This window comes from Salinicola peritrichatus, assembly GCF_003206715.1.
Classification (GTDB): domain Bacteria; phylum Pseudomonadota; class Gammaproteobacteria; order Pseudomonadales; family Halomonadaceae; genus Salinicola; species Salinicola peritrichatus.
Map to the genome: position 1 here is coordinate 1 of NZ_PZJU01000009.1, position 21,448 is coordinate 21,448.

Annotated in this window: 22 protein-coding genes; 13 read left to right on the top strand and 9 right to left on the bottom strand. The window is 62.9% G+C overall.

Features of this window, described 5'->3' with window-relative positions:
* Nucleotides 1-79: 79 nt before the first annotated feature.
* Nucleotides 80-1,879 (bottom strand): assimilatory sulfite reductase (NADPH) flavoprotein subunit, encoded by a 1,800-nt coding sequence (locus DOM57_RS05260; protein ID WP_110648192.1) that lies wholly within the window; start codon nucleotides 1,877-1,879, stop codon nucleotides 80-82.
* Nucleotides 1,880-2,056: 177 nt separating this feature from the next.
* On the opposite strand from DOM57_RS05260, the gene DOM57_RS05265 reads away from it, so the two are divergent.
* Complete coding sequence (locus DOM57_RS05265; protein WP_110648193.1) at nucleotides 2,057-2,740, top strand: glutathione S-transferase family protein; 684 nt, start codon at nucleotides 2,057-2,059, stop codon at nucleotides 2,738-2,740.
* A 189-nt stretch (nucleotides 2,741-2,929) separates the two neighbouring features.
* Here the strand turns inward: DOM57_RS05265 and DOM57_RS05270 are convergent, their stop codons facing one another.
* Nucleotides 2,930-3,832: an oxidoreductase gene (locus DOM57_RS05270; protein WP_204352874.1), complete on the bottom strand. Its 903-nt coding sequence runs from the start codon at nucleotides 3,830-3,832 to the stop codon at nucleotides 2,930-2,932.
* Nucleotides 3,833-4,189: 357 nt separating this feature from the next.
* Here DOM57_RS05270 and DOM57_RS05280 point away from each other — a divergent pair, with 357 nt between their 5' ends.
* Entirely contained in the window at nucleotides 4,190-4,846 is a 657-nt protein-coding gene (locus tag DOM57_RS05280; protein WP_110648196.1) for an SDR family oxidoreductase, read from the top strand.
* 187 nt (nucleotides 4,847-5,033) lie between these two features.
* Nucleotides 5,034-6,137: an alpha/beta hydrolase gene (locus DOM57_RS05285; RefSeq protein ID WP_110648197.1), complete on the top strand. Its 1,104-nt coding sequence runs from the start codon at nucleotides 5,034-5,036 to the stop codon at nucleotides 6,135-6,137.
* On the opposite strand, the gene DOM57_RS05290 is transcribed toward DOM57_RS05285, so the two are convergent.
* On the bottom strand, nucleotides 6,126-7,400 hold the full coding sequence (locus DOM57_RS05290) for an MFS transporter (RefSeq protein WP_162619448.1): 1,275 nt from the start codon (nucleotides 7,398-7,400) through the stop codon (nucleotides 6,126-6,128). The two genes, DOM57_RS05285 and DOM57_RS05290, sit on opposite strands and share 12 nt — an antisense overlap.
* A 1-nt stretch (nucleotide 7,401) precedes the next feature.
* Between DOM57_RS05290 and DOM57_RS05295 the strand changes: the two genes are divergently transcribed.
* Nucleotides 7,402-8,178 carry a LysR substrate-binding domain-containing protein gene (locus DOM57_RS05295; protein ID WP_110648233.1) on the top strand — a complete coding sequence of 259 codons (777 nt, stop codon included), beginning with the start codon at nucleotides 7,402-7,404 and terminating at the stop codon, nucleotides 8,176-8,178.
* Nucleotides 8,179-8,186: 8 nt separating this feature from the next.
* On the opposite strand, the gene DOM57_RS05300 is transcribed toward DOM57_RS05295, so the two are convergent.
* Nucleotides 8,187-8,714 carry a YgjV family protein gene (locus DOM57_RS05300; RefSeq protein WP_110648199.1) on the bottom strand — a complete coding sequence of 176 codons (528 nt, stop codon included), beginning with the start codon at nucleotides 8,712-8,714 and terminating at the stop codon, nucleotides 8,187-8,189.
* Between the two features lie 197 nt (nucleotides 8,715-8,911).
* Here DOM57_RS05300 and DOM57_RS05305 point away from each other — a divergent pair, with 197 nt between their 5' ends.
* Nucleotides 8,912-9,637: a dienelactone hydrolase family protein gene (locus tag DOM57_RS05305; RefSeq protein ID WP_110648200.1), complete on the top strand. Its 726-nt coding sequence runs from the start codon at nucleotides 8,912-8,914 to the stop codon at nucleotides 9,635-9,637.
* Between the two features lie 4 nt (nucleotides 9,638-9,641).
* Here DOM57_RS05305 and DOM57_RS05310 read toward each other — a convergent pair whose 3' ends face one another.
* Entirely contained in the window at nucleotides 9,642-10,610 is a 969-nt protein-coding gene (locus tag DOM57_RS05310) for a TIGR03571 family LLM class oxidoreductase (protein ID WP_110648201.1), read from the bottom strand.
* Between the two features lie 47 nt (nucleotides 10,611-10,657).
* On the opposite strand from DOM57_RS05310, the gene DOM57_RS05315 reads away from it, so the two are divergent.
* The 5 genes from DOM57_RS05315 to DOM57_RS21725 all read left to right on the top strand — a co-directional run bounded on the left by DOM57_RS05315 (nucleotide 10,658) and on the right by DOM57_RS21725 (nucleotide 15,191).
* Nucleotides 10,658-11,278, top strand: coding sequence for a flavin reductase family protein (locus tag DOM57_RS05315; protein WP_110648202.1), 621 nt, complete (start codon nucleotides 10,658-10,660; stop codon nucleotides 11,276-11,278).
* Nucleotides 11,279-11,349: 71 nt separating this feature from the next.
* A complete protein-coding gene (locus tag DOM57_RS05320; RefSeq protein WP_110648203.1) occupies nucleotides 11,350-12,912 on the top strand; it encodes a bifunctional GNAT family N-acetyltransferase/carbon-nitrogen hydrolase family protein in 1,563 nt (520 codons plus the stop codon).
* 18 nt (nucleotides 12,913-12,930) lie between these two features.
* Nucleotides 12,931-13,746, top strand: a complete 816-nt coding sequence (locus DOM57_RS05325; protein ID WP_110648204.1) for a M90 family metallopeptidase — start codon at nucleotides 12,931-12,933, stop codon at nucleotides 13,744-13,746.
* Between the two features lie 930 nt (nucleotides 13,747-14,676).
* Entirely contained in the window at nucleotides 14,677-14,901 is a 225-nt protein-coding gene (locus tag DOM57_RS05335) for an addiction module protein (protein ID WP_110648205.1), read from the top strand.
* The gene (locus tag DOM57_RS21725; protein WP_162619449.1) at nucleotides 14,898-15,191 is read left to right on the top strand and encodes a type II toxin-antitoxin system RelE/ParE family toxin; all 294 of its coding nucleotides are present in this window, start codon (nucleotides 14,898-14,900) and stop codon (nucleotides 15,189-15,191) included. Before DOM57_RS05335 ends, DOM57_RS21725 begins: the two co-directional genes overlap by 4 nt.
* Before the next feature lie 10 nt (nucleotides 15,192-15,201).
* Here the strand turns inward: DOM57_RS21725 and DOM57_RS05340 are convergent, their stop codons facing one another.
* A complete protein-coding gene (locus DOM57_RS05340; protein ID WP_110648206.1) occupies nucleotides 15,202-15,438 on the bottom strand; it encodes a YciI family protein in 237 nt (78 codons plus the stop codon).
* 186 nt (nucleotides 15,439-15,624) lie between these two features.
* Between DOM57_RS05340 and ltaE the strand changes: the two genes are divergently transcribed.
* A complete protein-coding gene (gene ltaE / locus DOM57_RS05345; RefSeq protein WP_110648207.1) occupies nucleotides 15,625-16,647 on the top strand; it encodes a low-specificity L-threonine aldolase in 1,023 nt (340 codons plus the stop codon).
* A 3-nt stretch (nucleotides 16,648-16,650) separates the two neighbouring features.
* On the opposite strand, the gene DOM57_RS05350 is transcribed toward ltaE, so the two are convergent.
* On the bottom strand, nucleotides 16,651-17,118 hold the full coding sequence (locus tag DOM57_RS05350) for a hypothetical protein (protein WP_110648208.1): 468 nt from the start codon (nucleotides 17,116-17,118) through the stop codon (nucleotides 16,651-16,653).
* A gap of 64 nt (nucleotides 17,119-17,182) precedes the next feature.
* The gene (locus DOM57_RS05355; RefSeq protein ID WP_110648209.1) at nucleotides 17,183-18,046 is read right to left on the bottom strand and encodes a LysR substrate-binding domain-containing protein; all 864 of its coding nucleotides are present in this window, start codon (nucleotides 18,044-18,046) and stop codon (nucleotides 17,183-17,185) included.
* A 336-nt stretch (nucleotides 18,047-18,382) separates the two neighbouring features.
* On the opposite strand from DOM57_RS05355, the gene DOM57_RS05360 reads away from it, so the two are divergent.
* Entirely contained in the window at nucleotides 18,383-19,324 is a 942-nt protein-coding gene (locus DOM57_RS05360; protein ID WP_110648210.1) for an ABC transporter substrate-binding protein, read from the top strand.
* Between the two features lie 221 nt (nucleotides 19,325-19,545).
* On the opposite strand, the gene DOM57_RS05365 is transcribed toward DOM57_RS05360, so the two are convergent.
* On the bottom strand, nucleotides 19,546-20,460 hold the full coding sequence (locus DOM57_RS05365; RefSeq protein WP_110648211.1) for a LysR family transcriptional regulator: 915 nt from the start codon (nucleotides 20,458-20,460) through the stop codon (nucleotides 19,546-19,548).
* A gap of 106 nt (nucleotides 20,461-20,566) precedes the next feature.
* Between DOM57_RS05365 and DOM57_RS05370 the strand changes: the two genes are divergently transcribed.
* Nucleotides 20,567-21,448, top strand: coding sequence for an alpha/beta fold hydrolase (locus tag DOM57_RS05370; protein ID WP_110648212.1), 882 nt, complete (start codon nucleotides 20,567-20,569; stop codon nucleotides 21,446-21,448).

Consider the following 21,448-nt stretch of genomic DNA (forward strand, 5'->3'; position numbering starts at 1 on the left):
GCCTATGGGGTATAGGTGAGGATTCCGCGCACCGCGCAACGCAGCGATTCGCCTGTGCAGCCATTTATGCAGTGTTTTCCTAGTAGACGTCGCGTTGATAGCGCCCCTCCTGCTGCAACCGGCGCAGATAATCGTCGGCACCCGCCTCGCCATGCCCGCCCTGCTCGCGGATGACGTCATGCAGCGCACGATGCACGTCCGGGGCCATGCGCTCGGCATCGCCGCAGACGTAGACGTAGGCACCGGCTTCCAACCAGGCGTAGAGCGTTTCCGCCTGTTCCCGCAGCCGATCCTGGACGTAGACCTTTTCCGCCTGGTCACGGGAGAACGCCACGTCCAGCCGATTCAGCAAGCCCTGCTGGCGCCATTTGAGCCACTCCGCCTGATACAGGAAATCGCTGCGGAAATGACGGTCGCCGAAGAACAGCCAGTTATCGCCGCTGGCACCGCGCTCCTCGCGCTCCTGCAGAAAAGCGCGGAACGGCGCCACCCCGGTGCCCGGCCCGATCATGATCAGCGGCGCGTCGTCATCGTCCGGCAACTTGAAATGCTTGTTGTGGTCGATGTAGATCGGCACGCGGTCGCCCGGGGCGACACGATCGGCCAGATAGGTCGTGGTGACGCCGTTGCGGGCACGGCCATGCGTCTCGTAACGCACCACGGCAACGGTCAGGTGAACCTCGTCGGGCAGCGCCAACTGACTCGAAGCGATCGAGTAGAGGCGCGGCGGCAGCTTGCGCAGCGCCGTGGCGAACTGGGCGGCATCGATGCCATCGACCGGGAACTGCTCGATCACGTCGATGATCTGGCGCCCCTGCAGCCAGTCGCGCAATTCGTCGCGGGCGTCTTCTCCCAGCAAACGGCGTAACTCAGGCGCCTGGGACCATTCGGCCCACTGTTGGAGAAAAGGTCGCGTCAGCGTGGTGACCTCGAAATCCGTCAGCAGCGCGTCGCGCAGCACGCGTCCCTCGTCCAGGGGTGACTCGGCGTCGAGCTTGAGCGTCTCGATCAGTTCATCGATGTGGGCGGGATCGTTCTGCGGCACCACGCCGACCGCGTCTCCCGGCAGATACTCCAACCCCGAGTCCTCCAGCGACAGTTCGAGATGCAACGTCTGCTTGTCGGAGCCCCGGCCGTTGAGCGGCTGGACGGTCAGCACCTCGGCCAGGTAGGGATTTTTCTTGGAGTATTGCGATCCCGCCTGCTGGGGGGCCACGGCGCCACTTATCGATGCGGATTGGGTCGCCGGCGCCGCTAGGTCGTCCTCCAGAACCGCCAGCACCTCGTCGATCCAGCGCTCGGCGGTATCTTCGTAATCGACATCGCAGTCGACACGCGCGCGAATTCGCTCACCCCCGAGCTCGGCCAGTCGCGCATCGAACTCCTTGCCGGTCTGGCAGAAGTGCTCGTAGCTGGCATCGCCCAGTCCCAGCACGGCGAATTTCAGCCCCTCGAGCTTCGGCGCCTTGCGCCCCATCATCAGCTCGTGAAATTCGAGCGCCGTGTCGGGCGGGTCGCCATCCCCCTGGGTGCTGACCACGACCAGCAGACGCTCGGCGGCCTTCAGGCGCTTCTTGCCGCAGTCCGCCATGCTCAGTAGCTCGACCTCGAAACCCTTGGCCCCGGCGCGCTCCGCCGCCAGCTCCGCCACGCCCTCGGCATTGCCGGTCTGGCTGCCATAGAGCACCGTCAACATGGTCGAAGCGGCTGGCACCTGGGTGGCGACCGGCGACTCGGCGGCCTGCGCATTCAGGCCGGCCAGATAACCGCTCAGCCATTGGCGCTGCGCGTCATCGAGATCCGCCAGTGCCTGCTGCACACGTCGAGCCTGATCGGCGCTCAACGGGCTATTGATATCGGTCAGCGGGATCGATGCCATACCTACCCTCTCATCGGCGTGCGAATAAACTTCGCAAAACAACCATTCAGTGTTAGGGCGGAGAGCAAGAATCAAAAAGTTTAAAACGCACTGTCGTTATTCGATGAGGGCATGAAGCCTTCTCGAAACTTTCCATTCCCCGCATACTCGGGCTCTCATCGACCTATGGAAATGGACATGTCTTATCGGCTCTTCATTGCCAACAAGAACTACTCATCTTGGTCCATGCGGCCCTGGGTGCTACTCCGCGCGTTGGACATCCCGTTCGAGGAAGTGCTGACACCGTTCGAAGGCACCGGCAAACAGCGAGCCTTCACGCGCTTCTCACCTACCGCGAAGGTACCCTGCCTGCACGACGGCGAGCGGGTGGTCTGGGAGTCATTGGCGATTCTCGACGACATCGCCGAGGAGCACCCCTCCGCGTGGCCAGACGATCGCGCCGCCCGCGCCTGGGCCCGCAGCGCCAGTTCCGAGATGCATGCGGGCTTCACCGCGCTGCGCGACGAATGCTCGATGAACTGTGCCTTGACCATCGACCTGGGGGCGCCGAGCGATGGCTTGTCCAAGGATATCGAACGCCTCGACGCACTATGGACGGAGGGTCTGGAACGATTCGGAGGTCCGTGGTTGGCCGGCAACACCTTGACCATCGTCGACGCCATGTTCGCCCCGGTTGCCGTTCGCGTGCGCGGCTACGGCATCGTGCTGGGAGAGGAGTCGGCGGCTTATGCGGAACGTCTGCTGGCGCATCCGGCGGTTTCGGCATGGATCGAGCAAGGCATTGCCGAGCCGTGGATCGACGAACCGCACGAGACGGACTGTATCCGTGGTCGGCGAGTGATCGAGGATCGTCGGCGCTGAATCGCCAACCGCGTCATCTCAGCGCGTACCTATTGATGATCAGAGAATAAAAATCAAACAGCGCCTTCGGAGGTTGATCCAGCCATATTGTCGGTGCAACGGCTCAGCCATAGAATCGCGAGGGGCGAAGCGGACGCATGGTGGCTCGTCGTTTGCGGGCCGCTCGGCTCGCGCTGGGCCATGGAGTGACTATTCGCCGTCCGGGAAATCCGCGCTGAGGGTCAGTTCCTTCCAAGTCTTGAAGTTTTCGTCCAGTTCGGCGAGGCGCTCCATCGCGCGGCCGTAGGCTTGCGCGCCAAGCAGCAGGCGCAGCGGCGGCTGTTCGGCCTCGAACACGGCGACCATCGCCTTGGCGGCGCGAGCCGGGTCGCCAGCCTGATGGCCAGAGCCAGACTTGATGGCCTGCCGGAAGGCGCCAGCCGTTGATGCGTAGTCGTCGATGACGGTGGCCGATTCGATGACCGAGCGCCCGGCCCAGTCGGTGCGGAAGCCGCCCGGCTCGACAATGGTGACCTTGATGCCCAGCGGCTCGACTTCCTTGGCCAGCGCCTCGGAGATGGCCTCGACAGCGAACTTGGTCGCGTTGTAGTAACCCAGCGCCGGGTAGGCGATCAGTCCGCCGATGGAAGAGAAGTTGATGATATGGCCACGCTTGCGGGCGCGCATGCCGGGCAGCGCCTGGCGGATCAGCGAGGCCAGGCCGAACACGTTGGTCTCGAACTGGCGGCGGATTTCCTGGTCCTCGCCTTCCTCGATGCCCGAGAAATAACCATAGCCGGCGTTGTTGACCAGCACGTCGATGTGGCCGAAGCGGGCCTCGGCGGCGGCGATGGCCTGTTCGATCTGCGGCTGCTGATTGACATCCAGCGCCACGGCCAGCGCGCGATCTTCGTTTCCGGCAACCAGGTCGGCGACGCTTTCAGCCTTGCGCGCGGTCACCACTGCGCGCCATCCCAGCGACAGTACGAGCTTTGCGATTTCGCGGCCGAAGCCGGTGGAGCAGCCGGTGATGAACCAGACGGGTGTATCGTTGGACATGGAGGATGCCCTCTGTGAATGCTGAGAGTTGGCCTTTAACTGCGAGAGCGTCAACGTTAGTTGAGTACGCAATCCTTGGAGATGGCACGAAAGATCGCTACGAGGATAAGTCTAGGAATATCGATAGGGCTTGTTAATGACTCAAACCCGATAGCAGCTATGAAAAATGCTCACGAATATGGCTGTGATACCGCTATTCAGGCGAAAGCCATCGCCGCCACCCCTGGCTGGTTCGACATCCGTGACTGATCACCACCCGTCTGGATTTCCAGGCCAACATGACGGCGCCCGAATTGCGCCGGCTCCTCGGACTTGCCCCGGAGGCCTGAGTCGACCCACGATGGGAGCGATAGGCCGTATCGATCAACTCGCGATGCGGCATACCATTCCCAGAACTGATAGGAGACCCGCATGTCGAAAGTCTTTCTGATGGGCGCTACCGGAGGCGTCGGGCATCGCCTTGGCCCATTGCTGCGGCAGACAGGGCATGAGGTGGTCGGCCTGCACCGCAAGCCCGAGCAGGCACAGGCGCTCAGCGATGCCGGCGTGGCGCCGGTGCTCGGCGACATCATCACGATGAGCGTCGACGATCTGGTCGAAGCCGCGCACGGCTGCGACATCATCGTGTTTTCCGCCGGGGCGGCGGGTAGTGGCCTGGAGCGCACCACCGCGATAGACGGCGACGGCCCTGGCCACGCCATCGAAGCGGCGAAGCACCTGGGCATCTCGCGCTTCTATCTGGTCTCGGCCTTTCCCGAATCGGCTCGCGAGAAGCCGCGCAACGAGCGTTTCGAGCATTACATGCGGGAGAAGAAACGCGCCGATGTCGACGTGGCCCGCTCCGGCCTGGACTGGGTGATCGTGCGTCCTGGCACGCTGCAGCACGAGGACGGCGATGGCCGAGTGAGCCTGGGACCGGCGATACCCTACGGCCCGGTCGCCCGCGGCAACGTGGCGCGAGTGCTGTCTGCCCTGATCGACCGGCCCGAGATCCGCCGCGAGATTTTCGAGCTGACCGACGGCCCGATGCCGGTGGCCGAGGCGGTCGCCGCGCTGGTGCGGGATTGAGCCAAGGGAGGCGAGCAAATACGCCTTGCGGGTTCAGGGCAAGTCCAACGAAATCGATCGATTTTTCGGATTCCTCGACGGTATTCATGAATTTTTCGCATGACTGTAAACGAAGGGAGTGGGCTAATCAGCACGGCATCCGTCGCCTAGAATAGGCCGCATCGACGCATTGGAGCGGAATATTCGCATGAGCGAGCACAATGACGCCATCGGCATACCGATCGAGCGCGAAGTGCTGGATATCGGACGCCGTCACCTGCTGAAGATGGCCGGCATTGGTATGGCCGCCATCGGGGCCGGGACGTTTTTCAACATTTCCAACGTGGAGGCTCAGAATATGTCATCCGAATGGGACAAGGTTTTCCCCGAGAGCGATAAGGTCGATCACCGCAAGGTTAGTTTCAAGAACCGCTACGGCATCACCCTCGCGGGTGATCTGTATTCGCCGAAGAACGCCAGCGACAAGCTGGCGGCCATTGCCGTCAGCGGTCCCTATGGTGCCGTGAAGGAACAGTCGTCGGGCCTATACGCACAGACCATGGCCGAGCGCGGCTTCATCACCCTGGCGTTCGATCCATCCTACACCGGGGAGAGCGGCGGCGAGCCGCGCAACGTCTCCTCGCCGGACATCAATACCGAGGACTTCAGCGCGGCAGTCGATTTTCTCGGCCTGCAACCTTCCGTCGATCGCGAGCGCATCGGCATCATTGGCATCTGCGGCTTCGGCGGCATGGCGCTAAACGCGGTGGCCGTGGACAAGCGGGTCAAGGCAGTGGTTGCCAGCACCATGTACGACATGAGCCGGGTATTCTCCAAGGGCTACAACGACAGCGTGACCCTCGAACAGCGCACCCAGGCGTTGGAGCAACTGGGCCAGCAGCGCTGGCTGGATGCGGAAAAGGGAACGCCGGCCTACGGCCCGCGAATGAATGAACTTCAGGGCGGCGAGGCACAGTTCCTGGTCGACTACCACGACTACTACCGCACCCCGCGCGGTTTCCACCCGCGCGCGCTCAACTCGAACGGTTCGTGGACGATCACCAACCCGCTGTCGTTCATGAACATGCCGCTTCTGACCTACATCGCGGAAATCTCGCCGCGCCCGGTGCTGTTCATCCATGGCGAGAACGCGCACTCGCGCTACTTCAGCGAAACCGCTTACGCCAACGCGGCGGAACCGAAGGAGCTGATGATCATCCCCGGTGCCAACCACACCGATCTGTACGATCGCACGGACGTGATCCCGTTCGACAAACTGACCAGCTTCTTCGAGCAGCATCTAGTCGCGTAGGGCATGTGCTGGAGCCGGTACCATCGTGTGCAGGCTCCGAGCGCCGACCACCATCCAACCCAGCGCCGCCAGTTGCAACCCTACCAGCCCCAGCAAGGCGAGCCGGTGTGCGCCTGCAGGCGCCATCTCACCCATCAGGTCGACGATCAGCCCGATACCTCCTTGGAACAGGGCACCGCAGGCGACGCCACAAAAGTTCAATAACGCGATCGCGCTACCCGAGACGCCAGGCGATACCAGACGCGTCAGCAGTGCATAACCCAGAATCGGTCCCGCTGTCAGCGCGCCCCAGGCTGCCCATGCCATGCCGTGGAACCCCGGCGGATGGATCAGCAGGCAAACCTGAGTCCCGATGAAGACGGCGCAGAGCAACGTCGTCAGGCGAAAAAGCGCTCGGTCACGACGCGCCAGCCGATCGGCGACGGTACCGAAGCCTAGCTGGCCGACGACGATCGACAGCGCCATCCCGGTCAGCACCGCTGCCGCTTGCGTATCCGACCGGCCCGCGACCTGGCGTAGCCATTCGCCGGCCCATAGCCCTTGATAGGCGATCCACATGCCTTGGGTAACAAAGGAAAGTGGCGCCACCACCCTGAATGGCCGGCTCCGCACCACGCCGAGCATGCCGTCGATCTGATCTTGCCAGGCGGTTTCCTTCTCACGCGACTCATGGGGATGTCGGGGAACGGCCAACAACATGACGACCGCAAGCACCGCGATCCCAATGGCGAGAGCGGCAAAGAGCCACCGCCACGAGAGCGCCGCCAGTACCGCCTCGGTCGGCCAGGTGGCGATCAGCGAACCGAGACTGGCCAAGCCGATCGTCACGGCATTGACGAGTGGCAGGCGCTCGGCCGGCCACCACAGCGCATTCGCCTTGTAGGCCCCGGTCCAGCAGGCACAGAGGCCGATGCCCATCACGAAACGGGCCAGCACGAGCTGTAGCAGACCGTCGGCCACGGCAAACCCGCCAGCGGCGATCGCGGCAAGCCCCATGGTCGCGACGACGACTCGCTTGGGACCGTAGCGATCGAGCAATACCCCGACAATGAGTTGAGACCCGGCCAGCGACGTTAGAAAAGCAGCCGTCAGCACACCGAGATCGAAAGCCGTGAAGGCAAATTCCCGGCGCAGGTGGGGCGCGAGAACGCCGTTGACGTTGCGCACCAGTTCGGAAACCAGATAAGCGAGGGTAAACGACAGCAGTACCTTCCTTGCCGTCGCACGGGCCGGCGGCGTACGCGCTGCGGCGCGTCGGCTCAACGTGACCGACTCCGCCGTCAGCCATCAGTTGAGAAAGCTCGAGGACCATCTGCGCGCGCCGCTGGTCGAGCGCCAAGGTCGAGGTATTCGATTGACGGGGGCAGGCCGGCGCTACGCCGATCAACTCGCCGCGCCGCTGACCGAGATCGCCGGCCTGACCGAGCGCCTGTTCGGCGCCTCGCGGGGAACCGGCGTCACGCTAACCGTGGGTCCGGTGGTCGCTTCGCTGGGCTTGATTCCTTTCGTGGCCGGGCTGGAGAGCGACCATCCAGACCTCGTACTGCAATTGATCACGACTACCCGCCTGCTGGATCTGGATGCCATGGGCATCGACCTGGCACTACGCTACGAGCGCAAACCGGTCACGGAGGGTGATCCTCTCTCCTTTCCCGAATACGCCTTCCCGGTATGCACGCCAGAACTCGCTCGGCATGGCGCCGAGCAGACACTGAAGCAGCGACGCCTGCTGAACGCCGCTCACGCCGACGACTGGCAGCGCTGGGTGGTGGCCACCGGCCGTGAACTCGCGCCCGCCCCACGGGAGATGCGCCTGGATACCTCGGAGATGGTCATGAATGCGGCGCTCAGAGGCATGGGGGTAACCATTGGCCGCACGCCGCTGGTCAACGACGCCCTTCTGAACGGACAACTGGTCGCCCCGTTCGGCACCGCCACACCGGGAGAAGGGAGTTACCGCATCGTCACCTCGTCTCGCCATCCGGACGACAAGGTACAAGCCGTGATTCGATGGCTCGGTAACCTGCTCGGCAGGCCGTAGTCCATCGTCTAGGCCCTGTTGACACTCTGCCCGCGACCGCGCCGGAGCCGCCAGATCGTCAAGAGGTTGGTGCCCAGCGCCAGGAGCTCGGCGATGATGCCGCCGATCGAGCCGATCAACAGGTTGTTGGTGAGCCACGCCAGAGCCGCGCCGGCCAGCATCAGCCGCATGGGAATGCCGCGCAGCATGAACATGCCGAAGGTGCCGAACACGCCGGCCGCCAGCGGCCAGAGATCGGCGGGCTCGGATGCGGTCACCAGCGCGACGATGACGTTCACCGCCAGCACCGGCAGCATTACGCTCCAGCGCCCCTTGAAGCGTCGCGCCAGCAGAATTCGCGCGATGACCAGCAGAGAGATACCGGCGGCCGTCCATTGCATGAATAACGCAAAATGCGTCGCGAAGGCGACATTGGCGAAGATCAGATGGACCAGCAGTCGGTCGTCCTGGCGGCTGGCGAAGGCGATCATGATGAAGCCGAGTGCGACCAGGCCGCCCAACTGGCCGGCCAGCCAGGTCGTGCTGTACGCGTCCATGCGACTCCTGCAAGTGGAAAGAGGCTGTCGAGAGCGCTCAGCTTAGGGGGTGTTGGGCAGACTTTCAGCCATCGCAGGAAAAATTAGAAAGCTACGGAACATGGCATGCATTCGGGGCTTCCCTCGCCTGCTAGACTTCCTGTCTCGGGCTTCATCGTTTATCTCAAATTCCGGACAACCGCCCACAAGGAGCAATCATGCCTCAGAGCAATTCTCAAACGAACATCAAGACCGAATGGATCGAAATCACCGCCGAGGACGGCAAGACCTTCAAGGCGTACCAAGCATTGCCGCACAAGGGCAAGGGTCCCGGCATTCTGCTGATCCAGGAGATCTTCGGCGTCAACGGCCACATGCGGGGCGTCGCCGAGCAGTACGCCATGGATGGCTATGCTGTGATCGTGCCCGACATGTTCTGGCGCGACGAGCCGGGCGTCGAGCTGGGCTATGACGGCGACGACTGGAAAGCCGCCGTGGCCCACAAGAAGGCGCTCGACTATCCGACGGCGATCAGCGACCTGCGTGCGGCGACCAAGGCACTGCGCGCCAGCCCCGTCTGCGAAGGTCCCATCGCTTCCGTGGGCTACTGCATGGGTGGCGTCTTTTCCTATCTCTGCGCCCTGGATGCCGGCGTCGACGCCGCGATCTGCTACTACGCCGGCGGCGTGACCGAATACCTGCCGCGCGCCAACGAGCTCAAGGTGCCCGTCCAGTTCCATTTCGGCGCCGAGGACGACCATATTCCGCTCGAGCACGTCGAACAGACTCGCCAGGCGTTTGCCGATAACCAGGATGTCGAAGTGCATCTCTACGGTGGCGCCGAGCACGGTTTCAACTGCTGGGCGCGGGCGAGCTACAACCAGCACGCCTCGGCATTGGCTCACGGTCGCACGTTGACGTTCCTCGCCAGCCACGCCGACTGAACGCTCAGTCGGTATGAAAGCGGGGTAACACCTGGGTGGCCAGCTCGTCGATGATGGCATCGGCTGGCCGCCCGTCGAGGCGCAGATTCAGCGATACGTGGTGAATGCCCATCCTCCTCTGCGCCTCCAGTACGTCGACCAGCCCCTTCCATCCCGTGCGGTAACCGAGTTCGATCGGCGTCGCCGGCGCGTTCGGGTCGGCCGCGAGTTCGAGCCGCATCGCCTCGCCGAAGGCGCGAAACGCCCCCTGGGCGCTGCGTTCGACCGCGCCGCGCCACATCCGGTAGCGATCCAGCTGTTGAGCGGGCTCACGGTGATAGGTCATCCAGCCGATGGCGTGACGGGCGATCCAGTTGACGCTCTGGCCCCCCGAACCCACCGCCAGCAGCGGTACCGGCGAAGACGGACGCGGGCGCAGCTCGAATGCCGGTGCGTCCGGCTCACACCGATCCGGCACCACAGCCGACGGCTGTGCCAGGGCTTGCGCGACCACCTCCCAGTGCTCGGCGAACAACCGCCGGCGCTCGTCGACATGCTCGCCGAAGGCGGCATATTCCGCTGGGCGGTCGCCGGAACCGAGGCCGAGTATGAAACGCCCCTGCGCCAGCGTCGCCACCGAAGCCGCGGCCTTGGCGACATGCAGCGGATGGCGCAGCGTCAACACGATGGCGCCGCTGACCAGGACGATATGTCGGGTCTCCACCGCCAGCGCACCGAGCCAGCTCCAGGGATCGAGATGCCCCACAGGGTCGGGATAGTCATCGCTGTTGAGCGGCACGTCGCGAACCCACAATGCCCGGAAGCCGGCGTCATCGGCCAGGCGTGCCAGACGCCGCTGCTCCTCGGCATCGACTGTCGCCTGCCCGCTCGGCACCAGCGGTAGCGTCAGACCGATCGACAACCGGTCCGGCGCGAAAACCCGTCGGGCGATACTGCCGCTGGCTAGGCAATCGTTGGCAAGCGAGTGAGACATATGGCTATCCTTCAACACCTCGATCCGCTATCAGGAAATCATTTCGCATGCCCGAAAACGCGCACTTCTACGAACCGAGCCTCGGCCACGGCCTGCCTCACGATCCGTTCAACGCCATCGTCGGCCCGCGTCCCATCGGCTGGATCTCCTCCCAGGATCGGGAGGGCCAGCGGAATCTGGCACCCTACAGCTTCTTCAACGGCTTCAATTACACGCCGCCGATCGTCGGATTCGCCAGCGTCGGCTACAAGGATAGCGTGCGCAACATCGAGGCGACCGGCGAATTCTGCTGGCAACTGGCGACCCGTCCGCTGGCCGAACCGATGAACGCCAGTTGCGCGACGGTCGCGTCGGACGTCGATGAATTCGAACTCGCCGGTCTCACCCCGGCGCCGTCCCGCGTGGTGAGCGTACCTCACGTCAAGGAAGCGCGGGTGGTGTTCGAGTGCAAGCTGACCCAGACCATCCAGCTGCAGTCGGCGGCCGGCGACAAGCTCGATACCTGGATGGTACTGGGGGAAGTGGTCGGCGTGCACATCGACCCGACCCTGCTGATCGACGGCATCTACCAGACCGCCGACGCCCGCCCGATACTGCGCGGCGGCGGCTCGGCGGACTATTTCGAGATCAGTGAGGCATACAAGTTCAAGATGGCGCGACCACGCTAGGCGCGGCACTGCCCATCCCAGGCGGCATGTTAGAATTCGTCTCTCCATCGAACGGCTGAAGCAAGGGCGCCATGTCTCTCGAAGAACTGCATCTCAACCTGCGCAACCTCGCTCCCGAGGACTATCCGCAGCTCAAGCGGCTGATGGATGCCGTGTACGACGACATCGGTGGTGCCTGGTCGAAACTCACCATCGACAAGCTGATCAGCGAATTTCCCGATGGTCAGATCATCGTCGAGGACGACGGCAAGATCGTCGGCGTCGCGCTGACGGTGCAGGTGAACTACGAACGTTTTTCCAACCCGCACAAATACGACGAGCTGATCGGCCATCGCGAGATCATTCTCAACGATCCCGAGGGGGACGCGCTCTACGGTCTCGACGTGCTGATCGACCCCGCCTATCGTGGTTACCGGCTCGGCCGACGCCTCTATGAAGCGCGCAAGGATCTGTGCCGCTCGATGAACCTGCGGGCGATCCTCGCCGGCGGCCGCATCCCCGGCTATCACCAGCACGCCGAGGAGATGTCGCCGACCGAGTACATCGAGCGAGTGGCGCGCAAGGAATTCCACGATCCGATCCTGTCGTTCCAGTTGGCCAACGACTTCCTGGTCAAGCGGCTGTTGAAGAAATATCTGCCCGAAGATGAGAAATCGATGGGCTACGCCACCCTGCTGGAATGGAACAACATCCTCTACGAGCCGGCCAGCCGGGTGATCGAGACGCCGCGCACCCAGGTTCGCGTCGGTGCCGTGCAGTGGCAGATGCGCGAGTTCGATTCGGTGGAGTCGGTACTCCAACAGGTGGAGTTCTATGTCGATGCGATCTCCGACTATCAGAGCGATTTCGCCGTCTTCCCCGAGCTGTTCAACACCCCGCTGATGGCGCTCACCGACCAGACCGATCAGGTCGAGGCGATCCAGTTCCTGGCCGGTTTCACCGAACGCTTCAAGACCGAAATCTCGCGCATGGCCGTCTCCTACAACATCAATATCGTCGCCGGCTCCATGGTCGAGATCGGCGAGGACGGCAAGCTCTACAACGTCTCCTACCTTTGCCACCGGGACGGCGAGATCGATCGCCAGGCCAAGCTGCACATCACTCCGCAGGAACGCCGCGACTGGGTGGTCGAGGGCGGCGACGAACTGCAGGTGTTCGAGACCGATGCCGGCCGCGTCGGCATCCTGATCTGCTACGACGTCGAGTTCCCGGAACTGCCGCGGCTGCTTGCCGAGCAGGACATGGACATCCTGATCGTGCCGTTCTGGACCGACACCAAGAACAGCTACCTGCGCGTGCGCCATTGCGCCCAGGCACGGGCGATCGAGAACGAGTGCTACGTGGTCGTCTGCGGCAGCGTCGGCAACGTGCCGTCGATCGAGAACCTCGACATTCAGTATGCCCAGTCATCGGTGTTCTCGCCGTCGGACTTCGCCTTCCCGCACGATGCGGTACTGTCGGAAACCACGCCCAACACCGAGATGGTGATGTTCTCCGACCTCGACCTGACCAAGCTCAAGCTGGTGCGTGCCGAAGGCGCGGTGACCAACCTCAAGGATCGTCGTCTGGACCTCTACGACCTGCGCCTGCGCGACTGGTCTTGGAAGTCCGGGGCCCGTCAAGAAGAAAGCTAAGCGGAAGAGAGCTGAAGCATGGCTTGGTGGCACCGTCGGCGCGAGGCGCGACGTCTCGCGCGTCATCCCTTCGATCCCGAGGCGTGGAGAGCCGTACGTCATGCCGTGCCGTTGCTGGCCGATCTCGAAGACTTCGATGCCGAACGCCTCGGTCCGCGCGCCTGGCAACTGCTGCATACCAAGCACTGGGTGGCCGGCGACGGGGTCGAGTTCGACGCCTCCGCGCAGCTCGCCATCGCCGCCCAGGCCTGCCTGCTGACGCTCGGTTGGGATGAGCAGGACGCGCAGGCGGCATTCGCCAATGTGCATGACATCATCCTGCTGCCGGATGCGTTTCACCGCCGGGTCGAAGAGATGGACGAAGCCGGCGTGGTCCACGAGTACGACGACGAACGCGCCGGCGAGACTTCCTGGCGCGGGCCGGTGGCGCTGGCGATTCCCGATATCGACAACAGCGGCGATTACAGCGGCTACAACGTCATCATTCATGAGTTCACCCACAAGCTCGACCTGGGCAACTCGCAGGATGTCGACGGCTTCCCGCCGCTGGCCGCCGCGAGCGACGTCACCTCACGGGAGTGGCATCGCGTCTTCACCCACGTCTGGGACGACCTGCAAGCCCACATCGCCCGCGACGAACCCACCCCCATCGACGACTACGCCGCCACCCACCCCGGCGAGTGCTTCGCGGTGTGCTGCGAGCTGTTTTTTACGGCGCCGGATCAACTGATCGAGGTCTATCCCGATCTTTACGATCTGCTGAAGCGGTATTTTGGGCAGGACCCGCTGGCGCGGTTGCAGCGGCGGCAGGCGGCTGGGACCGATAGACCGTAAGACCCAGGAAGGCACCATCCCCACTAGCGGAGTTCGGCTGGCTTATTTCGCGACCGAAGAAGGGCCTGGTGGCTTCATTTATGAACTCGCCGATCTTTTAGAGCCCGGCCAGTACGAGCGTGTCCAGGGAATTGCGCAGGCGGCGAAGATATGGGATGGCAAGCAGGCTGCCCATGAGATCAAAGCATAACAACGCACTTGAGAGCGACCAGCCAGACCGGCGCCTCAGCGCAGCGCTGTGCCAATCCACACTGAAAGTCCGCTTCTGGCCGAAAGCGGACTTGGCAATTAATCAACTTACCTGCCACCAGGCCATCCAAAAAGGCTATCTCGGCCGGCGACCGGCACTGAAGACGTACAACCCGAGTTTCAGCTTCGGTCAGAAGTTTGCCGTGGATGCCTACTTCATAACCGCCAGCACACGCCGAAACTCCTCCCGCCAAGCCTCGGCATGCCGCGCTGGGGTGGCGGTAAGCCGCCCCAGTTCCATCGCCAGATCGAAGAAGCCCTGCGCCGGTAGCCTTCCCCGTGCCGGCTGACGACCAGCACGGCGATGAATGGCCGGTTCTGTTGTGCATCCTCGCGCATCAGGATTCTCAGTGCCTGCGCCACGGGCTGGATGGTGCGTGGCGGGTGTAGCTCCAATGCCTCGGCAAGTTGCTGGTAGGTCAGCGGTAGGGCTTCGCGAGGCGCTGCCTTGAGAAGCGGCGAATCTGAATGGGCAGTGACTGATTCTCGGTCATGATTCTCAGGCGTTCGGGTCGAAGAGTTTCACTTCGCGGATATCGACGTGCTCCCACACCCGCCCGGTCATGTAAGGCTAGGTTTCGAGCCAGGCATCCAGATCCTGTTGTTCGGTAAAGCTGAGCCGTGGCACCAGGTACTCATCCGTGCCAGAATTGAATGGTATGTCAACGAGAGGTCTCTTCCATGAATCTTCAGAAAATTGAAGACGAGGCGCTCCATCTCCCCAAGGAGGAACGGGCACAATTGGTCCAGCGACTGGTGTTGAGCCTGGAGTCTCCGTCAGAAGAAGAGCTCAGGTCCGACTGGCTGCTTGAGGCTCGACGCAGGGCCGAAGAGCTAGATAGTGGCTCGGTTCAGGCTGTGTCCGGTGAGGATGTTATGAGGAAGGCCAAAGCTCTGATCAAATGAATTATTCTTTTCACCCGGCAGCGGAAGCCGAGTTCCTGGAATCAGTTGGTTATTACGAATCAAAGGTTCCGGGATTGGGTGGTGCCTTCATGGAGGAATTCGAAGCCTTGGCTAAATTAGTTGGCGAGTCACCAAAAGCCTGGCAAGTGGAGTTGTCTCCAGATATTCGTAGAGCACCCCTTCACCGATTTCCGCTATCCATCGTTTACCGAGAAAAGTCTGATGGCTTTCAAGTTCTGGCGGTTGCCCATGACCGGCGACGTCCGCAGTACTGGCTTGGCAGGCTTTAACCAGGACTACCTATTTTTCCAATAGGGAAATTGGCCAGGCATCCAGCTCCTGCCTGTCGGCAAAGCGAAAGTGAACGCTGGAGCCGATCATCTTGCCGTCATCGTTCAGGATCGCGCCGCCACTGATAAATTTCCCCTGCTTGGCGAGCTCACGAACTCCTGCCAAATGCGCTTCGCGATGGGCCAGCCGGCGTTCGAGCGCTTCATCGTCCGTGTAGTCATAGGCCACTATGACGTACTGTTTCATGCGGTACTCCTGTCGTTTCGTGGTTCATCGAAGGTGACTCGCATCATGCGTCAGCCCCCGTGACGAAACAAATCTGTCTTGACGGTACAATCTCTCCAATTCCACAGAAGGTAGGTGCTGAGCCGATAGTCACTGAACGTCACGAACATTTCACTCTGATCACAACGTACAAAAGGCCAAATTCCCATGATCGATCTTCGCAGCGATACCGTCACCCGCCCCAGCGCCGCGATGCGTCAGGCAATGTTCGATGCACCATTGGGCGATGACGTCTGGGGCGACGATCCCAGCGTCCAACGACTACAGGACTACATCGCCGAGCGTACCGGCAAGGCGGCGGCGCTGTTCTTCCCTTCCGGTACCCAGAGCAATCTGGTGGCGCTGCTGAGCCATTGCCAGCGCGGCGACGAGTATATCGTCGGCCAGCAGGCGCATACCTATCGCCTGGAAGGCGGCGGCGCGGCGGTCCTGGGCGGCATTCAGCCGCAGCCGATCGAGAATGAAGCGGACGGTTCGCTGCCGCTGGCGAAGATCGAGGCGGCGGTCAAGCCGATCGACCCACACTTCGCGCGCACGCGCCTGCTGACGCTGGAGAATACCTTCCACGGCCAGGTGCTGGATGCCGATTATGTCGAAGCGGCCACTGCCCTGGCGCGGCGTCATGGCCTGGCGACGCATCTGGATGGCGCGCGGATCGGCAACGCCGCGGCTGCGACCGGTGCCGGCCTGGAAGCCTTGTGCGCGCCGTTCGATACGGTGTCGATCTGCTGCTCCAAAGGGCTGGGCGCACCGGCGGGCACGCTGCTCGTGGGGCCGGCCGAGTTCATCGAGACGGCACGGCGCTGGCGCAAGGTGGTCGGTGGCGGCATGCGCCAGGTCGGTATGCTGGCGGCCGCCTGCGAATACGCCCTGGAGCATCACCTGCCGCAATTGACGGAAGATCACGCCAAGGCCGAGCGCCTGGCCGAAGGTCTTGCCGGTATCGACGGCATTACGGTGACCTCGCAGGCCACCAACATGGTGTTCGTCGAGTTCACGCGCCCGGCATTCGACCCGGCTCGTCTGCATGAGTGGCTGGAAGAGCGCGACATCCTCGTCGGTGCGCTCTACGCCCCGCGCTTCGTCACCCATCGCGATGTCTCGATGGCCGATATCGACCGCGTGATCGCCGCGTTCGGGGATTATTTCCCGGTGCGGGAACTTGCCTGAGATTCAATCGAGCTGGGTCGACGAGGAGCTATTCGGGCGGGTCGGCGTAGAGGAAGTGCCCGGACTCGGCGCGTCGTTCGGTGACGTCTGGGGGCCGCCATCGCCGGCAGGCGCACTCGGATCGCAGGCGCGGCGGGCGGTGGAAATGGTCGAGCCGCCATCATTGCCATGGCAGATCGAGCCACCGCCGCTGGGTCGCTCGCGGGTTTCCCGTGGGTAGGTCAGGCCGGGATTGACGTGGATGTCCAGACGCTTGGGAACGTAATCTGCCCTGCCATCGCGGTCGTTGTCCGGCAGACGAATGCGATGGCCGGTCTTCGGGTCGACCACGGAGACCCCGTCCGCGACCGCCGAAGGTACCATGCTGATGCCCAGGACGCTGGCGACGAACAACGCGACGACGCCGCGCCGGATGATAGCGAGGCCGGTGCCTGAGTTTCCTCGCGCTTGTGTCGATTTCGAAAATTGCATGATCCACCTCCGGGTGGAAGGCCGTTGACTCAGCATAGCGCATGCCAAGACTGCTATTGCCTCCCTAGTTCGATTGCCGCAGCCAGTCCCATAGCGCCGCCGCCGGCTCGCGCAGTTGGCGACTGGCGGGGCGTACCAGCCAGAACGCTTCGTTGGTCGCCATGTCGAGATCGAATGGCGCCACCAGATCACGACTGGCCTCGAGCAGGCGCCGGTGGGAGAGCGCGATACCGCCATCGTAGGAGGCCAGCGCCAGGGTGGTGACATGGGTATCGCAGATCATGGCCCGGCAACGCTGTTCCAAACCGGCGACCCCAGCCAGCACCAGCCAGCGTGGCCAGCCGGCGGCGAAACCGGCCGCGTGCAGCAGTGTCTCGCCGGCGAGGTCCGCGGGGGATTTGAGCCGAGCAGCCACCGCGCTGGAGCAGACCGGCAGCAAGCGCTCCTCGCCCAGGCACTCGGCGGTCATGTCGCTCCAGCCGCCATGTCCGTAACGAATCTCCAGATCCGCGCCCTCGGCACCGAAATCGTCCGACCAGATCGCGCTCACCAGACGCAGGGTGACGTCGGGCCGAACTTGCTGGAAGCTCAGCAGGCGCGGCACCAGCCAGGTTTGCTGCATCGCCGGCGTTGCTCTCAGCGTCACCGGCGCCCCCGGGCTGGGGCCGAACACTTCCGAGGTGCCCTCGGCCAGACGCGTGAAGGCTTCCTGGACACTCGGCAGCCAGGCCCGCCCGGCCGGGGTCAGCGCCAGGCTGCGCGGGTAGCGCACGAACAGCGGCTGACCGACGCGATCCTCCAATAAGCGGATGCGCTGGCTGATCGCCGACTGAGTCACGCCCAGTTCGCGCCCGGCTGCGGTGAAACTCAGGGTTCGCGCTGCCGCCTCGAACGCTTGTAGCCATAACACCGGGGGCAATTCGGACATATCGCTCTCTCATCTTTGGTCTAATAGCCAAAGTCGGGCATTAGCCATGCTTGGGCTTAGCGGCCAGATTAATCGTTTGTCAGAGCCTGGCGCAATCCGCATCCTAGAGACACTGAAAGAAACACGCCGTTAACAACGACGATGGTGGAGAATCATCGAGGAGAAGTTCTTGTCATCCGGTAACGTCTTCGATGCCATCGCATCTACGGGTGCCGTCGCGATGAGAATCCAACGGTTTTGTCGCCGTTGATACGAGCCGCTCGGGAGACCGGGCGGCTTTTCTGCATGGTCCGCTGCCAACGGGATCATCGATCAGGGAATCACAGGAGACAACAAATGCAACCTGCCAAACCCCTATTCGCCCTCACGCTGAGCGCCGGCCTGAGTTTCCTGGCCGCGACTCAGGTCCAAGCAGCCGACGACAGTGTCGTTTTCGGCGTTCCGGCCTGGCCGGGGATTACCGTCAAGACCGAGATCGCTCGTCAACTATTGGAACCGCTGGGCTATCAGAGCCAGGCTCAGGATATCGGCCTGCAGGTGATCTACCAGGGCCTGGATTCCGGTGACGTCGACGTCTTTCTCGGCGCCTGGCTGCCAGCGCAAAATCCGATGCTCGAGCCACTCGAAGCCGACGGCAGCATCCAACGTCTGGCGACCAACGTCACCGGCGCGCAGATGACGCTCGCCGTGCCGGACTACGTCTACGACCAGGGCATCACTTCGTTCGCCGACCTGGACTCGCATCGTGACGAGTTCAAGGGCGAAATCTACGGCTTCGGTGCCGGTTCCGCCGCCAGCGAGATCCTCAACAAGGCGATCGACGAGGATACCTGGGGGCTCGGCGACTGGACACTGGTCGATACCAGTACCGTGGGCATGTTGAGCGCCGCCAAGAGCGCCATCGCCAATCACGAGCCCATCGTCTGGGTCGGCTGGAAACCGCACTGGATGAACCTCGAACTGCCGATGCGCTACCTGAGCGACGAGAAGAACCTGTTCGGCGAAGGCAATGGCGCCAGCGATGTGCGTACGCTGATGGCCAGCGACTATGCCGAGGCCAACCCTAACCTGGTGACCTTCTTCAACCAGTTCTCGTTTACCTCTGCGGAGCAGAGCTGGATGATCCAGCAATATGGCCTGGACGAGAAACCGGTGGCAGAGGTCGCCAAGACCTGGATCGAGGAGCATCCGGATCGTGTGGAATCCATGCTGAAGGATGTGACTACTCTGGATGGCGAGCCCGCATGGCCCGAGGTCAAGAAGACTTTCTCTTTCTGAATCAAAGCGCAGGAATCGAGGTGCAAGGCAGAAGCGGCGCTAGCAAAAAAGCGTTACAAATTCGTGCCGATTTTTTTGACCCCTCTCGGAACTATTGGAACACCCGGCACTCTGAGTAGGTGTTCCCTTGAATGATCCCTTACTTGCCCACCATCCCCTGGTGGGCATTTTTTTACCCGTGTCCCCTGTCGCGCCTGGACTGCCGAATTCCGGTGGCGCCTTCAGGGCAGCGCAGGCACGCGGCCGGCCATCTCCGCGATCATGAAGTCGACGAAGCGTTTGACCCGGGCACTGCCCCGCGACCGGGCCACATAGAGCAGATGGAAATCCGCGCGAATCCCCCGCCATTCGGGAAGCAGCGCCACCAACTCGCCGCGCGCCAATGGTTCATGTACGTCCCACCATGAGCGCAACAAGACCCCATGTCCGTCGAGCGCCATGCGAGTCATCGCTTCGCCATCGTTGCTCGCAAGCCGCCCGTGAACCCGTACCGAACGCTGCGCGCGGGAGCCGTCGGCGGCCTCGAACCGCCACAATGAATAGTCGTTGTCGTTCTCACGCACGATCAGGCAACGATGGGCGCCGAGGTCCTCGAGGCGTTCGAGCGGCGGCGCCTGCCGGAGATAGCGCGGTGCGGCGCACAGGATTCTGCGATTGGCGAGCAACCGCCTGGCGATCCAGCGGGAGTCCGGTGGCTCACCGACGCGGATGTTGATATCGAATCCCTGCTCGTCGAGACCGAGAGGAAAATTGGTCAATTCGAGCAGTAGTTCCAACTGAGGATGCTGTTCGGCAAAACGCGATATCAGCGGCGCGACATGGCGGCGTCCGAAGCCGAAGGTGGCATTGATGCGCAGCCGGCCCGACAGTGACGCCCGCTGGTCGCGCAATGAATTCTCGAGATCGCCGAGATCGTCGAGAATCACCGCGCCCCGCGCGAGATAGCGCTCGCCTTCCGGGGTCAGTGTCAGCCGCCGGGTCGTGCGCGCTGCCAGAGAGACGCCCAGACGCGACTCCAGTTGCTGCAGACGCTTGCTCACCGCCGACAACGATAGCCCGAGTTCACGGGCGGCGCCGGTCAGGCTGCCCGCTTGCGCAATGTGCTGGAAAAAAGCGAGATCGTCGAGTGACGACACCTTATTCTCCACTTGTATTCAAGAGTTGGTTGCATCATAGCCCGATTATCTCTCCTTCGTCAGACACTACACTGATGGCATCGATCCCAAACGGAACGGGCGAGTCATGTTCGAAGGTTTTCGCGTTTTCGATATCGCAGTGGAAGAAGGCGTTTCCATCCATGGCGTGACCGGCGGCAAAGGCCCGCCGCTGTTGTTGCTTCACGGCCATCCGCAGACCCATACCATCTGGCACCGCCTCGCCCTGCGACTCGCCGAACGTTATACGGTGGTCGCCACCGATCTGCGCGGCTACGGCGACTCCAGCAAACCGCCCGGCGACGAGCAGCACGTCGCTTACAGCAAGCGGCGCATGGCGGCGGACCAGGTCGCCGTCATGCGGGCGCTGGGCTTCGAGCATTTCTACCTGTGTGGCCACGATCGCGGCGGTCGGGTCGCCCACCGGCTGGCGCTCGATCACGCCGAACGGGTCGACAAGCTGATGGTGCTGGATATCGCGCCGACGCTGGCGATGTATGAAGCCACCGACCTCGCCTTCGCCACGGCCTATTGGCACTGGTTCTTCCTGATTCAGCCGACGCCGCTGCCGGAGTCGTGGATCGAGACCTCGCCGGCCAACTATGTCACGCGAATCATGGGCGGACGCCATGCGGGGCTGGCGCCTTTCGATCCCCGCGCCATCGCCGAATATCAACGCTGCCTCGCCCTGCCCGGCGCGGCTCACGGACTCTGCGAGGACTATCGCGCTTCGCGAACCATCGATCTGGAACACGATCGTGCCGATCGCGATGCCGGCCGCTATCTGACGATGCCGCTCAAGGCGCTGTGGGGCGAATTCGGCACCATCGGACGCTGCTTCGACGCACTGAAAGAGTGGCGCGCGGTCTCCGACAGCGACGTCAGTGGCGGTGCGCTGCCTTGCGGCCACTATCTTCCCGAGGAAGCCCCGGACGCGGTCTTCCAGCATCTCAGCGACTTCATGAGGTAA

Excerpts from the sequence above, each read along its gene's own strand:
- DOM57_RS05305 (WP_110648200.1), top strand. The coding sequence starts at position 8,912 with ATGCCTCAGAGCAATTCTCAAACGAACATCAAGACCGAATGGATCGAA.
- DOM57_RS05370 (WP_110648212.1), top strand. The coding sequence starts at position 20,567 with ATGTTCGAAGGTTTTCGCGTTTTCGATATCGCAGTGGAAGAAGGCGTT.
- DOM57_RS05350 (WP_110648208.1), bottom strand. The coding sequence starts at position 17,118 with ATGCAATTTTCGAAATCGACACAAGCGCGAGGAAACTCAGGCACCGGC.
- DOM57_RS05310 (WP_110648201.1), bottom strand. The coding sequence starts at position 10,610 with ATGTCTCACTCGCTTGCCAACGATTGCCTAGCCAGCGGCAGTATCGCC.
- DOM57_RS05260 (WP_110648192.1), bottom strand. The coding sequence starts at position 1,879 with ATGGCATCGATCCCGCTGACCGATATCAATAGCCCGTTGAGCGCCGAT.
- ltaE (WP_110648207.1), top strand. The coding sequence starts at position 15,625 with ATGATCGATCTTCGCAGCGATACCGTCACCCGCCCCAGCGCCGCGATG.
- DOM57_RS05300 (WP_110648199.1), bottom strand. The coding sequence starts at position 8,714 with ATGGACGCGTACAGCACGACCTGGCTGGCCGGCCAGTTGGGCGGCCTG.
- DOM57_RS05325 (WP_110648204.1), top strand. The coding sequence starts at position 12,931 with ATGGCTTGGTGGCACCGTCGGCGCGAGGCGCGACGTCTCGCGCGTCAT.
- DOM57_RS05355 (WP_110648209.1), bottom strand. The coding sequence starts at position 18,046 with ATGTCCGAATTGCCCCCGGTGTTATGGCTACAAGCGTTCGAGGCGGCA.
- DOM57_RS05280 (WP_110648196.1), top strand. The coding sequence starts at position 4,190 with ATGTCGAAAGTCTTTCTGATGGGCGCTACCGGAGGCGTCGGGCATCGC.
- DOM57_RS21725 (WP_162619449.1), top strand. The coding sequence starts at position 14,898 with ATGAATTATTCTTTTCACCCGGCAGCGGAAGCCGAGTTCCTGGAATCA.
- DOM57_RS05320 (WP_110648203.1), top strand. The coding sequence starts at position 11,350 with ATGTCTCTCGAAGAACTGCATCTCAACCTGCGCAACCTCGCTCCCGAG.
- DOM57_RS05335 (WP_110648205.1), top strand. The coding sequence starts at position 14,677 with ATGAATCTTCAGAAAATTGAAGACGAGGCGCTCCATCTCCCCAAGGAG.
- DOM57_RS05285 (WP_110648197.1), top strand. The coding sequence starts at position 5,034 with ATGAGCGAGCACAATGACGCCATCGGCATACCGATCGAGCGCGAAGTG.
- DOM57_RS05265 (WP_110648193.1), top strand. The coding sequence starts at position 2,057 with ATGTCTTATCGGCTCTTCATTGCCAACAAGAACTACTCATCTTGGTCC.
- DOM57_RS05360 (WP_110648210.1), top strand. The coding sequence starts at position 18,383 with ATGCAACCTGCCAAACCCCTATTCGCCCTCACGCTGAGCGCCGGCCTG.
- DOM57_RS05340 (WP_110648206.1), bottom strand. The coding sequence starts at position 15,438 with ATGAAACAGTACGTCATAGTGGCCTATGACTACACGGACGATGAAGCG.
- DOM57_RS05315 (WP_110648202.1), top strand. The coding sequence starts at position 10,658 with ATGCCCGAAAACGCGCACTTCTACGAACCGAGCCTCGGCCACGGCCTG.